Below are 13504 nucleotides of genomic sequence, written 5' to 3'. Positions count from 1 at the left end.
CATTTTTTAAGGAAAGTAGGGGATTGTTTGTTAACGGGTATGCATGTTGTTATTCTTGGAGGCGATGCCCGGCATCTTGAAATTATTCGCTCATTTACTGACCTGGATGCCAATGTTGTATTAATCGGTTATGAAGATGTGAAGGAACAACTTCATGAAGTCCGGCACGCAAAGCTTACGAAGGAAGTACTTAGCAAGGCGGATGTATTGATTTTACCGGTTGTTGGTACGGATGACCATGGCAAAATAGAGTCTTCATTTTCGACCGAAACGCTAATGCTGAACAAAGAATATATGTCCTGTTTGCCTAAACATGCAAAAGTTTATTCCGGCATAGCTAAGTCCTACTTGAAGAACCTTTGCTCGGAAGTGGGTATCGATCTGATTGAATTGCTCAATAGGGACGATGTTGCCATATACAATTCAATTCCCACTGCAGAAGGCGCTTTAATGATGGCCATTCAACATACGGATATTACCATACATGGTTCGCGTTGTATGGTTCTGGGATTGGGGAGAGTCGGTCTTACGTTAGCCAGCGTGCTTCACCGTCTGGGAGCACACGTCAAAGCAGGTGTGCAGAAACCGGAGCAGTTTGCACGTGCCTTGGAGATGGGGATTGAGCCGTTTTATACGAAAGATTTGTACGAAGAAGGCGCAAATGCGGATATTATTTTTAACACGGTTGCGGCGCTAATCCTTACATCTCGTGTGCTAACTCGTATACCGCATCACGCAATCATTATTGATTTAGCTTCCAAACCTGGCGGGACAGATTTTCGCTTCGCCGAAAAACGCGGAATCAAGGCCATGTTGGCGCCAAGTTTACCGGGAGCTGTCGCGCCAAGAACAGCTGGACGAATATTGGCGAGTACGTTATGTCAAATGATGCAGGACGAACAACGGAATCGAAATCGGGAGCAAATGGACATACTTGCTTGTCCTTCTGGGGTGTGAGATCGCGAACGTAATTTAGAGAGGCATCTTGTTTATACTTGATCAGAGAGGTCGGTACTTTGCCGGCCTCCGTCTTATTTGCGTAAGAATCGGATAATGAAGCGTGGTAAAGCGGCTCTTTCTTAGATCACAAGTCGGTTTCCATGTAACGGGGGACTCTAAATTAGTGTTGGTCTCGGAATCTTGTTTCAACTGTTAAAAATGCCATATATAATAGAGAACATCCATAGATTTTTAACAGAAGACCGTTAAGGTTGCAAACATAAGCTTATTGCACAGTCGGAGGTTACTTGCAAATGGATATTTCAGATTTACTTTCACATCCTGTCGCTCACCACGCATTTCATTATACACTTGTCGGAAAAGCTTTAGTTCGATTCGGTGGTGAAGTGGCAATGGTCAATCGCTCGCTATGCAACATGCTGGGCTATACAGAACAAGAACTGCTGCGAATGAGAATACTTGACATTATTTATACGGAAGACGTTCCATTATATAACGGGTTCATGAATGACTTGCTAGGCGGCAATTCCGATTATGTCGAAATGGAGAATCGCTATATTTGTCTTGACGGCAGACACAAATGGGGAATGACAACCCTATCGGTCATCGATGTGGAGGGACATCCGGAAAGAGTATTCTTGATCCAGGTTCAGGAGATCACGTATCGCAAAAGGCTTGTTGAATTGAACGAGGCATACGCCGATAAATTCAGAATACTTGCTGACCATCATTCCGATCTTGTTTACGACGTCATGTTAGATGGAAGTTTCAGCTATGTGAACCGCGCCTGCACGAAATTATGGGGCGATGACTTATATGAGTTGGAAAGAGCACTTGGAGACACCATTCGGAAAAGTCTGGAACACGTGATGGAATCATTTACGAATTCCCCTTTTGAGATGGAAACTTCATTTGAAGCGAAAGACGGCAAAATGTTGAAATACAGCGTACTGAATATTCCCAATTTCATTCAGAATGAACTCGTAGGGCTGCATTGCATCGCAAGGGATATTACCCTGCAATCCAATATGGAAAGGGACCTAAAGCATAGCGAGAAAAAATATCGTTTGTTAGCGGACCATACGGGGGAAATGATTGCTACACTGAATATCAATGGTATTATCTACTACATATCGCCGGCGTGCAAACCATTGCTGGGTTATGATGCGACGGAATTGATAGGAAGACCTGTCTGGGAATTGTTCTATCCTCCCGATATAGAAAAATTGGGCTCGCAAGAGTGGATGAATGAAGACGGTTATAGCAACATTTTACGATTACGTCGAAGAGACGGCTCCTCTGTTTGGGTGGAGGTCGTAAGCAACACGCTGCGGTACGATTCGGGCAATGTTCGTGAGATAGTAAAGGTTTTTCGGGATATAACGAGCCGAAAGACGCTGGAAGACGTCCTAGCTACTCAAGAACGTGTCATGAGTGATATTGTAGAAACAATGGATGTCGGCGTTGTGATTTGTGATGAAAATGGGATATTGACAAGTATGAATAGAGCCGCAAGACAATTGCACGACTTTGTAAAGATACCTCTTTCGCCCGAACACTGGAGTTCTGTATACGGATTGTATCAAACAGATGGAAAAACGCTGTTGAGCAAGGAACGCGTCCCGCTTTATCGGGCGTATCGAGGCGAAAGTTTCCGGGATTTAGAAATGGTGGTTAAAAAGTCGAATGGCGAGCATCGCCTCATTCTCTGTCATGGGAAGCCGATCATTGTTCAAAATAAAATTGTGGGCGGCATTTGTGTCATGCATGATATTACCGAATTTGATGCAGCCGAGCAATCTGCTCATCAGGCAGACAAATTATCCATAGCGGGTCAAATGGCCGCGGGAATTGCGCATGAAATTCGAAACCCGCTTACCGCGCTGAAAGGATTTCTGCAATTGTTAAGCGCCGGCAAAGAAAAAGGAAGTAAGTACTACGATATTATGAAGGAAGAATTAACTCGTATCGAACTTATTCTAAATGAACTACTGGCTTTAGCCAAACCGCAAGAGATGAACATGACACAGCATGATCTTTCTAAACTGATTCAGGATATCGTCGTGCTACTTCAGACGCAGGCCACATTACATAATGTAGAAATTCACTCTCATCCAACCAAGGAACCCGTGCAGATCCGGTGCGATGGAAATAAAATCAAACAGTTATTTATTAATTTGATTAAGAATGCCATTGAAGCGATGCCTGAAGGGGGAACCGTCTGGATCGAACAAGTGCAATGCGATGAATGGGTTAAAGTAAGCATAAGGGATAATGGTGTTGGAATTCCGCAAGAATTGTTGCAAAAGATCGGACAACCTTTTTTTACACAGAAAGAGACAGGGACAGGTCTCGGGCTATCCATTTGTTATCAGATTGCAGAGTATCACAATGCGAATATTGAGGTTGCAAGCGAGGTTGGCGAAGGTACAACTTTTACCGTATCCTTTCCCATCGCTCTGTAACGGCTTATAGGTATAATCTTAGAAATCGGGTTCCACTTCGTGACGAGAAATTAGCTGGCTTTTTTACTGTAGTTCTGCACACGATAAGTGGCCGGGAAGGAAGTTAATGGTGATGAGGCAAATCGTAGAGTTCCTCATGAATTCAGATCGAATGGATATTGGACTGGCTATCGTCGATTCAGAAGCCAAAATTTTATTTTTAAATACAACCATGAATACCTGGTACACAGTAACCTCCGGAGAAGAATTCCCTGAACACTCGGCATTACAATCGATCGTGGGGCAAGTACTGCAGGATAAAAAGAATTACTCGGGAGTACTCGTGCAAGAGAGGTTAGATGGCAAAGTACGATCCATGATCACCTATGTATACCCGCAGCTAAAAGGGGAATGTTTTGTTCTGATGGCCGATATCCAAGATTTTCAACAGTACGTGAAAATACAATGCGAGAAAGAAAGAAGGGAAACCATTGTGCATATGGCGGCGGGCACAGCCAATATCATTCTAAATCCTTTAACGGTAATCAAAGGGACGCTTCAACTTCTGGAAAAAAGTTTGAAGGATCATGTTTCCGTTTTACAATTCGCGGCATCTCCACCTCATCAGAAATTGGCCGGATACTTTAAACTGCTTGATGAGCAAATTCAGACGATCGACAAAGCGTTGCAGCGATTTTTGCTCTTTGGAAAACCTTTCGAATGGAAATTTGTTCCTATTTCTCTTCTTTCATTTATGCAAGAATGGATTCCAGATATACAGGTCCAAGCATTGGAGAAAACAGTACGTTTCGCTCTGGAATTTCCGGAGCAAAACGGTTTTGTGTTTGGACACCCCAAGTTGCTGCGAGCGGCGCTGCAAGAAATCATTAACAATGCATTAGATGCAAGTCCCCCAGGTTCTGTCTTAACGCTCCGAATTAACATTACGGATAATCACATCCACATCATTGTTCGCGATCAAGGAGCAGGAATTCCAGAAGATCTGCAGTCCCGAATCATCCTACCGTTTATTACAAGTAAACAGGACGCCATTGGATTTGGGCTCAGTTTTAGTCAAGTTATGATCGAAAAAATGGGAGGCTCTTTGAAAATCGATAGCTCTGATCTAGGCACAAACGTTATTGTTCAATTACCCGCATTTAAGGGAACAGTTTAAATGTGTCGGTAACATTGCGGTAAACAAACTCTCAACAATTTTTTCAGGGGCTCTTGCCGGGAGTCGCGACCCAAAAAAGCATATTTCAATTCAACAATGCAGGGTAGCAAAGAATAATATTTCCCGAAGAGTACAAAATAAAGCTTGAAAAAATGATGACAATGGAGGAAATTACATGCCGCTCATTCCTTGGGATTCGTTTCGCAATACCGATCTATGGAGAAGGGATTTGGAAAAAATTTTTAACGAAGGTCTTCCGGAAATCGGCGCGCGTCTAGGATTTGCAACCCCTCGTATTGATGTATTTGAGAATGAACATGAAGTGATTGCTTCTTGTGAAATCCCTGGTTTGGATAAAAAAGAAGACCTTCATATCGATGTGGATGAAAACATGCTTACAATTAGTGGGACCATAAAGCAAGCGAATGAAGTGAAACAGGAACAAATACACCGCAAAGAACGGTTTGTCGGACGATTCCAACGGTCGGTGTCTTTGCCATCACGCGTTCAAACGGAAGGAACGACAGCAACGTATCGCAACGGTGTCCTTGAAGTTCGCATGCCGAAATTAAAAGCCGATACCCAACGGCAAATTGATGTGCAGTTTCATTAAAATGAATTGTGAGATCACAATATAGGCGTTACATGAAAAATGGGCGCTTGCACATAATAAGCTTTGGGGGATGAAGTCCTACCATATTGAAGGAGGTCAAAAATCGTGTATCAACAAAACCTTTCACAGCAAGCAAGCCAATGCGCGCAAATTATTCAACAGTTGATCCAGCAAACCCAGCAATCGAGCAACATGTATCAGCAAATGTTGCAACAGGAGCAGCAAAACGCCGCCCAACTGGATCAGCTGGCCCAGAAAGAACGTCAAGCGGTTCAAACCATTCAATCTGTTCTGCAAGGACATCAAACTGCCATACAGCAGATGCAGCAGGCGATGCAAATTTGTTCTCAGCTTCAACAAACAGCGCAACAACAAGCCGGCGTGCAGAATGCGGGCTGGCCAATGGCTCAGAGCTGGCAGAATCAGAATTTGCAGCCACGGCAGTATCAATAAAACAGCAAGTGAAAAAACGATCGCTTTCTTTAAAAAGAAGGCGGTCGTTTTTTCACTTGACGATGCGTATACCCCAAAAAACTTTTCTGTTTCTGGGTTGTTTACGAGGCCATGAACTGGAACGTTTTTTGGTAGCAGAGGGTGATTCTTGACCGTCTGCACGCTGGCTTTTACTGAATCCTCAACACTATCAAAACCGTATAACCATTGTTGCAAATTAATTCCCGCCTTTTCGATGGTGTCGATAGTTTCAGTAGATATGCCTTTCTCCTTCATTTTTTTTATGGCTTCGCTAGGATCAACATAGCTCATCCCGCAATCGTGATGTCCGACCACAAACACTTCATCAGCATTTAATTCATATACCGCGACAATAATGCTTCGCATTCGCCTGTTTCCAATGGCTTGCCCACCCGCAGGAGACACTATGCGAGCTCAAGCGGCTGCTGCGTCCAGGCGGAATGCTGGCATTCACTACGTTCGGAGCGGAGACGTTTCGAGAGCTGCATACCGCATTCGAGCTCGCTTACCGCGCGCAGGGCCTGGAGCCGCAGCGCCACGGCCTGCCGCTGCATACAGCTAAGGAGTGGAACGCAATGCTGGCCGCAGACGGGTTTAAGAACCCGCAGCGCTGCCAAAACGTCCGCATCGAACGGTACTCAACGGTGCGCGATTTCTCCATGCGATAAAAGTGGTCGGCGCCAGCGCCTCGGTAGCCTCCCCTTCCGGCCGGGCTGCGCCTTTTTCACGACATGTTCCAGCACTACGAAACGCGATACGGCGACCTTAATGGCGTCCTTGCGACGTATGAGCTGCTGTGCTCCGAAATAAAGTATCGCCGAAGGCGAGATGAAGAACAGGAAACCGTCTACGGAACGTTCGCGTATATATGTTGAAATTGGCAGTATTGACGAAGTGAATAATCATAAACAGCTAAATCCTTAGAGTATGAAAAATGACAGGGACAACGATGGCTTAGTGCAAAAATTTGGCTAATCGCAGTTTTGCATGACGGTTGCAATCCTATTGAGAATTCAGTGCCGACTTGACATGGAGCCTCTGCAGGCATGATTTTTTGCGAAAGGGCGAAACCACATGGGTTTCGCATGGCTGGCTAGCCTATCATGCCCGCCACTCCATGTAAAGTCTTTGGAGACTCAGTAGAGAATTCCCATTCAAAACTGGAAATATCCAAAAATTTACATATGCATCTTTCGTCTGGGAACATTTTAATTCTGCATGTTTGGTTGTGGGGGAGACAAATAGACTACTGGAACTACTGATTGCGGTAGCCTATTTGCTCTATATACAAGGAGGGGACTGTACCCCACCATTAGTATATACACCGAAGAGGTTGTATAAGTACAATTATCGAGGCGGAACGAGGTCAGTTTAAAACATTTGATTTTTAGACTCATTTGTGGTATTTTAAGAAAAGTGAACTCACGAATTACACAGGGACGTATGTGTAATCAATAAAAAATCAATTAGGACAAGGGGTATTGGGGAATTACACAGTGTGCGTTCTTCAATATTGCCATTTTAATACGGAAAGGACTGACAACACATGGCTTTTAAACAAAGAGAAGGCGGAGACAACGACAAAAGACCGGCACGCCGCGGCGGCCGCAACAAGCGTCGTAAAGTATGTTTCTTCACTGTGAACAAAATTACTCACATTGACTATAAAGATACAGACCTGCTCAAGAAATTCATCAGCGAGCGCGGAAAAATCCTGCCTCGTCGTGTAACAGGTACTAGCGCTAAATATCAGCGTGCCCTGACGATTGCGATCAAACGCTCCCGTCAAATCGCATTGCTTCCATACACAACGGAGTAATCCTTTGTGTGTAAAGCGGTTCAGCCTAATCATAGGCTGGGCCGCTTTTTTATTAGGTACAAACTCAAGTGCTTACTTCAACATCTCGCAAGGGATACCTCGGCCATATGGGGTCTGTCGTCGAGTAAGCAATATCGGCAGATGCTTGAAAAACCACGTCGCTGTCCATTGCGAAATCGTGAAAGCATCCATGTTGAGTGGCAGAGGTTAAATCATATATGAAACAAGAGCAGGGACAGACCACTTCGGTTTCAAACAGGCTTAACCAAATGTTGGGATATAATGTCTTCACGGAAGAATCGTGTCTCCTCAGAGTGTACATTGTTAAAGAGTAGCAGCGATCGATAAATACAAGCCTGGTGTAAAGCTTTCCAGTTTTAAAGCCCTGAAATCATGTCTACTTCGAAAGGACAGTGTCTATTGTAAGCAATACAACGATAAGAACAATGGATGTTCCTGCTATAAAAGAATCCATAAATGTAGGCCGATCGCAAAGTAGGCTAAAAAAATTTCTTCTATTATATATAGGTATCTGTAGCCTTTCTGCATGAAGGGTGGAATGATATTTGTCTAGTATATAGAATGCGATCCTTTTTATATATCGAAAAAAGAGATTGGTACGGGCCTATTTCTTATTCTCGTATGAAGTTTGATGTCTATCGTGTACAAACATGGTATACGAACATGGCCACGAACCGTGAGGTAAGGAAAATTTAATAATGCGATTACATTAAAATTGCAGAAATTTTTCAATCTGATGATGTCCTCTCCAGGGATACAAGCGTACATAGAGTGGAAGCTCCATGATGTTAGTCTTATTATGCATATTCCTCCTCCATTATCCAAACGATAAAGGAAAAAGGAGGTAGTCGTATGTGCAGAAGATTTTCGCTGTCCGCAGGGCTCGAAGAAGTGAATCAACGCTTTGGCATCCATCGGGTCATGTATTACTACAAGAGCCGATACAACATTAGTCCTACCCAAACCATGCCGGTCATTGTACAGGAACAGGGGGAGCGGGTACTCGATGAGTATCGGTGGGGCTTGGTTCCGTATTGGGGGAAAGATGCGGTCAACGCCGATATTACGACAGTTGATCAGAATCCCACTTATCGCAAAGCGATTGATACGAGACGCTGCGTTATACCTTGCAACGGACTATATTACTGGAGGACGGTCGGCAAACGGAGTTATGCCGTACGGACCGTGATCGGAGATAATGAAATATTCGGTATGGCGGGCCTATACGAGACATGGCGGGATGCCAGAGGAAATGAAATGAGAACCTGCACAGTTCTGATGACGGATGCTAATGAAGCGATATCGGAGTTCGAAACACGGATGCCGGCAATCTTGTCAGAAGAAAATATGGCCAAGTGGCTGGACCCGGAAATCCAGGGAAGGCATGCGGTTCATCCGCTGCTCCATACTTACCGCGGACAGATGCGCATATATCCGGTAACGCCTTTAGTGGCCGACGATACGCATGATCATCAGCAGTGCATTGAAGAAATGGATTTGAAGCTTGCTTGGGTGAAGAACCTGTAGTTCGTAAGTATGAAAGAACGAGGTTGATTTATCTGACATAAAACAGAACATGAAAGCAATCCGGAAGATGCCCCCGGATTGCTTTTTTTAGGCTTTAATGCAGTAGAGGGACGAAACCATGAAAGTCAATACCTTCAAACAGGCGTCACCTAATACGGAATTGAAGCATACGGTTAGGATGAAATATTACATAAAAATGGGCTTTATTTAGATTGAGCAGAGATAGACTAGGATTGTGTTATATAATTTAACATAAAACTTTACTTTTAGCACTTTTAATCAAGGTTTTAAATCTGAATTCAAATTATTTGTAATATAACATTACATCATTTCAACAAAACCGAAAGCGATTATAGTTATAAATTGTAAATAAATCTTGATATTACATACATTTTCAGTAAACTAAGGATATACAACGGAGATAAACTTAATTATTAACCTCGAAAACGACGATAAAAACATGATTTTTGAGAAATATGAAAAAAAGTAATTGACGTTACCTAAATTTACACGTATCATAACATTAATTTTATAGGCAAGAAGATATTGCTAGAGACTTTGGCACTAATTGACCGATGGTATATTTTCTGTAAAACTTTCAAGTTATTTCACATCATGCAGTGACATCCTAGAGAACGTAACGTTCAGTACCGAAATTATTTAAGGATGATTTCAATATTCGTCCTGATAATTTATAATGCAACAACATTTTTTAAGAGGAGGATTCGCATGAAGAAAAGAATGTCACTTCTGCTTGCAATCATGCTTTTGGCCATCACGGTACTGGCAGCATGTTCGAGCGGAGGAACAGCAGAACAGCCAAGTCAAGGGGAGCAAACGGAGCAAACACCACCAGCTGAAGGCGACAAAGATACTACAGAACCGCCTGCTGAAACTGGAGATGAAAGCCAAGGTTATTTTGAAGCTGAAGACCCATCTTTGAATCCAGCAACTGCATTGAATCGTAAAGACACACTTGTTGTCGGTATGACTGCACCTAAAGGGGTATTTAACCCGTTCTACTGGCAGACTGCTTATGACCGTTATGTTGTAGACGCAATTTTCGATTCTTTCTTCTCCCTGAACGGTGACGGTACTTATAATAATCGCTTGGCTGAGAGCGTTGAAGTATCCGAAGACAAATTGAAATACACATTCAAATTGAAGTCGGGTGTGACATACTCTAATGGCGATCCGGTTACTGTAAAAGACTATGCTTTCGCCATGAAAGTTTTACATGACAAAAGCTACGACGGTCAATCCGACATTCTGTCCGTTAACATTAAAGGCGGAAAAGATTATTACGATGGTAAAGCTGACGAGATTTCCGGTATTAAAATCATCGACGACCACACCGTTGAAATCGAAGTTACAGAAGCAAATGCTATGACGAAGGATAATCTGGGTACTGTATTTTTTGTTCCAGAATCCGTTTATGGCAAAGGTTACAAGCACGGCGACCTGGAGTACATGAAAGACCTGCATGCCAAACCAGTCGGCAGTGGTCAATATGTGCTAAAGAGCTTCTCTCCTGGACAAGAGGTAGTATTGGAAGCTAATCCAAACTATTTCTTGGGTGCGCCAAAAATTAAGAACGTCATCTACAAGACTACAACTGACGAAACCAAATTGGCTATGTTCCAATCCGGTGAAATCGATATGGATATGGTTTCCGTTAGTGAAGATAACGTAGAAGCTGTGAAGGAAATGGGCTTCTTGGATATTAACATCTTCCCATACAATGGTTACGGCTATGTTGCTCTGAACCATAAAGATCCTAAATTCCAAGATGTTAAAGTTCGTCAGGCTCTGATGTACGGTTTGAACCGTGCTGAAGTTGTTGAAATCATTTATGGTCCATATGCGAACGTAATCAATGTTCCACAATCCAGCGAATCATGGGCTTATACGAATGAAGGTATTGAACCGTATGAATACGATCCCGAGAAAGCGAAGCAGCTTCTTGATGAAGCAGGCTGGGTTCCAGGTGCTGACGGCATCCGTGAAAAAGACGGCAAGAAATTCGATATTCACTTCTCTGCAACTGCTGACAACCCGGTAATTGATGCATTGATTCCGATTATGACACAGAACTACCAAGAGCTGGGCATCAAATTGACGTCTGAAACATTGGACTTCAACGCCATCATGGATAAGAAGGATAAAGGCGAGTTTGAAATGTTCTTTGCTGCTTGGGGCTTGACTCCAGACCCAGACTCCACCGTATACATCACGGATGGACAGCAAAACGATATCGGATTCTCCAACCCTGACTATGATGCAGCTATGAAGAAAGGTCTGAATGCCTTCGATTTGGAAGAGCGTAAAGCGGCTTATGCAGAAGCATATCAAGCGCTGAACCAAAACGTTCCGGATCTTCCGATCTACCAAAGACGTGATATGTGGGCGATTAACTCCAGATTGAACGGAATTGACATCACACCTTACAAAAACTTTGCAATTGACCTGTACAAAGCAGAAATTCAACAATAGCATCAAGAAACTTATGCTCAGCTCGCAAGAGCTGGGCATATGCACTTATAAGCCGGGAGGAATATTATGAAGCAGTACATTATCCGGAGGCTGCTGCAGATCATCCCGACATTGATCGGGATTTCGATTATTATATTTGCTATATCATCTTTGGTACCAGGTGATTATATCACTGCAGTGAACAACCCGACGATGACTGCTGAGAAGGCAGCTCAGCTTCGGGAAATTTATGGTTTGGATAAGCCGCCTGTAGAACGTTATCTTACATGGGCTGGTAATATGTTAAAGGGTAATCTCGGAGATTCCCTTGTGCACAAACAACCGGTTACAACCGTAATGAATAATTACGTATGGAATTCCTTTTTTGTTGCGATTTTCAGTTTGATTTTCAGTTGGATTATAGCTACTTTTGCTGGTGTCTTCTCGGCGAGGTTTCAGTACTCATTATTCGATAAGATCGTAACTCTGGTAATCTTCTTGTGTATGTCACTGCCTTCTTTCTTTATCGGACTCCTTCTGATCAAGTTTTTTGCCTTGGATTTAGGATGGTTCCCTGTTGGCGGCATGAAGACTTCAGGAATGAATGGAAGCACATGGGATCAACTGATCGATATCGCATGGCATATGGCCTTGCCGGTTACGGTGCTTACAATGCTGAGCACAGGCAGTTTGACGCGATACTTCCGTACAAGCATGCTGGAGGTTATCCGTCAGGATTACATCCGAACAGCCCGTGCAAAGGGATTGAAGGAACGTACGGTTATTTTCAAGCATGCGCTGCGTAATGCCATGCTTCCTGCTATTACTCTCATGGGTTTTGAGCTTCCATCCTTATTTGGTGGCGCCATCATCATGGAGAAGATTTTCATCTGGCCCGGGGTCGGTCAAGTTTATCTGGAATCGATCAATATGCGGGATTATCCGTTCATGCTTGGTTTCACAGTATTCATATCCGTTCTGACACTTTTGGGTAACCTGTTGTCTGACGTTCTATATGGAGCTGCAGATCCAAGAATTCGCTTAAAGTAGGAGGAGATTCACTTGTCCGCAGAGACTGCACCATTAAAAACGAATCTACCAGTTCCGAAGAAGCGGCCGGATTCCCCATGGCGAATTGCGATTCGCCGTTTTGCCAGAAACCGTCTTGCTGTCATCGGACTTTTTATAGTTGTATTTATGTTTTTGCTCTGTTTTATTGGTCCGTTCTTTTCACCTTATGACCTGTACGATTACAATAAGCTTGATAAAAACTTACCTCCTAGCTCGAAATATTGGCTGGGTACCGATAAGCTGGGGCGCGATATTCTGCTGCGCATGATGCTTGCTGGACGAATATCTCTTTTGGTTGGGCTTGTTGCGACTGGCATTTCGGTTATCATCGGAGCAACCTTGGGAGCTTTAGCGGGTTTTTATCGTAAATGGGTAGACACGCTGATCATGCGTGTAGCTGATATCTTTATGGCAATACCTACACTACCGATCCTGATTATCCTGGGTGCGATCTTGTCGGACCTCAAGGTGGAGCCATCAGATCGTATCTATTTCTTGATGCTGATTATCGGTGTGCTCGGGTGGAGTAGTATATCCCGTCTCGTTCGCGGTCAAATCTTGGGACTCCGCGAGCAGGAGTTCATGCAAGCAACAGAAGCTTTAGGGCTTAAAGATCGCCGGAAAATCTTCCGTCATCTGCTTCCTAATACGATTCCGATCATTATTGTATCTGCAACCTTAGGGGTAGCAGGTGCAATTATTTATGAATCTGCACTAAGTTATCTCGGAATTGGTGTTGTTCCACCGACGCCGTCATGGGGAAATATGATCTCTGCTGCCAACAATCTCATTGATTTCCGTAAACGGCCGTGGCTATGGATACCGCCAGGCATGTGTATTCTTGTTACCGTAGTTGCAATCAATTTGATCGGTGACGGGCTTCGCGACGCACTTGACCCGAAAATGAAGAAGTAGGAGATGCGAAT

At 43.6% G+C, this 13504-nt stretch carries 11 protein-coding genes and 1 pseudogene; 11 read left to right on the top strand and 1 reads right to left on the bottom strand.

All coding sequences use genetic code 11. The features are described 5' to 3' along the window. Positions 1-27 precede the first annotated feature (27 nt). The 5 genes from dpsA to AC3RCL_RS31680 all read left to right on the top strand — a co-directional run bounded on the left by dpsA (position 28) and on the right by AC3RCL_RS31680 (position 5647). Complete coding sequence (gene dpsA, locus AC3RCL_RS31700; protein ID WP_007784329.1) at positions 28-957, top strand: dipicolinate synthase subunit DpsA; 930 nt, start codon at positions 28-30, stop codon at positions 955-957. A gap of 296 nt (positions 958-1253) precedes the next feature. Beyond that, the gene (locus AC3RCL_RS31695) at positions 1254-3425 is read left to right on the top strand and encodes a PAS domain-containing protein (RefSeq protein WP_426202599.1); all 2172 of its coding nucleotides are present in this window, start codon (positions 1254-1256) and stop codon (positions 3423-3425) included. A 112-nt stretch (positions 3426-3537) separates the two neighbouring features. Beyond that, positions 3538-4581 carry an ATP-binding protein gene (locus AC3RCL_RS31690; RefSeq protein WP_492533966.1) on the top strand — a complete coding sequence of 348 codons (1044 nt, stop codon included), beginning with the start codon at positions 3538-3540 and terminating at the stop codon, positions 4579-4581. A gap of 175 nt (positions 4582-4756) precedes the next feature. Further along, positions 4757-5194: an Hsp20/alpha crystallin family protein gene (locus AC3RCL_RS31685; RefSeq protein WP_174349569.1), complete on the top strand. Its 438-nt coding sequence runs from the start codon at positions 4757-4759 to the stop codon at positions 5192-5194. Positions 5195-5299: 105 nt separating this feature from the next. After that, complete coding sequence (locus AC3RCL_RS31680) at positions 5300-5647, top strand: hypothetical protein (protein WP_023559073.1); 348 nt, start codon at positions 5300-5302, stop codon at positions 5645-5647. A 114-nt stretch (positions 5648-5761) separates the two neighbouring features. On the opposite strand, the pseudogene AC3RCL_RS31675 reads toward AC3RCL_RS31680, so the two are convergent. Continuing rightward, positions 5762-6034 (bottom strand): annotated as a pseudogene (locus AC3RCL_RS31675) (carbonic anhydrase); the annotation flags it as partial. Positions 6035-6108: 74 nt separating this feature from the next. Between AC3RCL_RS31675 and AC3RCL_RS31670 the strand changes: the two are divergent. The 6 genes from AC3RCL_RS31670 (at position 6109) to opp4C (ending at position 13493) form a co-directional block, all read left to right on the top strand. After that, positions 6109-6336, top strand: coding sequence for a methyltransferase domain-containing protein (locus tag AC3RCL_RS31670; RefSeq protein ID WP_418936662.1), 228 nt, complete (start codon positions 6109-6111; stop codon positions 6334-6336). An 878-nt stretch (positions 6337-7214) separates the two neighbouring features. Further along, positions 7215-7487 (top strand): 30S ribosomal protein S18, encoded by a 273-nt coding sequence (gene rpsR / locus AC3RCL_RS31665; RefSeq protein ID WP_006207333.1) that lies wholly within the window; start codon positions 7215-7217, stop codon positions 7485-7487. A gap of 873 nt (positions 7488-8360) precedes the next feature. Then, positions 8361-9035, top strand: a complete 675-nt coding sequence (locus AC3RCL_RS31660) for an SOS response-associated peptidase (protein WP_096777264.1) — start codon at positions 8361-8363, stop codon at positions 9033-9035. A 729-nt stretch (positions 9036-9764) separates the two neighbouring features. Then, positions 9765-11528, top strand: coding sequence for an ABC transporter substrate-binding protein (locus AC3RCL_RS31655; RefSeq protein ID WP_492533960.1), 1764 nt, complete (start codon positions 9765-9767; stop codon positions 11526-11528). Between the two features lie 66 nt (positions 11529-11594). Further along, positions 11595-12557, top strand: coding sequence for an ABC transporter permease (locus AC3RCL_RS31650; protein WP_277747420.1), 963 nt, complete (start codon positions 11595-11597; stop codon positions 12555-12557). 12 nt (positions 12558-12569) lie between these two features. After that, positions 12570-13493: an oligopeptide ABC transporter permease gene (gene opp4C, locus AC3RCL_RS31645; protein ID WP_492533958.1), complete on the top strand. Its 924-nt coding sequence runs from the start codon at positions 12570-12572 to the stop codon at positions 13491-13493. Positions 13494-13504: the final 11 nt, after the last annotated feature.

Source organism: Paenibacillus sp. MT86, assembly GCF_058792535.1.
The sequence above is the reverse complement of the archived record's forward strand: the minus strand, read 5'-3'. Positions and strand labels throughout refer to the sequence as shown.

What these genes read in the sequence shown, in the direction of transcription:
- AC3RCL_RS31695 (WP_426202599.1), top strand. Translation starts at nt 1,254, where the DNA reads ATGGATATTTCAGATTTACTTTCACATCCTGTCGCTCACCACGCATTT.
- AC3RCL_RS31690 (WP_492533966.1), top strand. Translation starts at nt 3,538, where the DNA reads ATGAGGCAAATCGTAGAGTTCCTCATGAATTCAGATCGAATGGATATT.
- AC3RCL_RS31685 (WP_174349569.1), top strand. Translation starts at nt 4,757, where the DNA reads ATGCCGCTCATTCCTTGGGATTCGTTTCGCAATACCGATCTATGGAGA.
- AC3RCL_RS31670 (WP_418936662.1), top strand. Translation starts at nt 6,109, where the DNA reads ATGCTGGCATTCACTACGTTCGGAGCGGAGACGTTTCGAGAGCTGCAT.
- rpsR (WP_006207333.1), top strand. Translation starts at nt 7,215, where the DNA reads ATGGCTTTTAAACAAAGAGAAGGCGGAGACAACGACAAAAGACCGGCA.
- AC3RCL_RS31660 (WP_096777264.1), top strand. Translation starts at nt 8,361, where the DNA reads ATGTGCAGAAGATTTTCGCTGTCCGCAGGGCTCGAAGAAGTGAATCAA.
- AC3RCL_RS31655 (WP_492533960.1), top strand. Translation starts at nt 9,765, where the DNA reads ATGAAGAAAAGAATGTCACTTCTGCTTGCAATCATGCTTTTGGCCATC.
- AC3RCL_RS31650 (WP_277747420.1), top strand. Translation starts at nt 11,595, where the DNA reads ATGAAGCAGTACATTATCCGGAGGCTGCTGCAGATCATCCCGACATTG.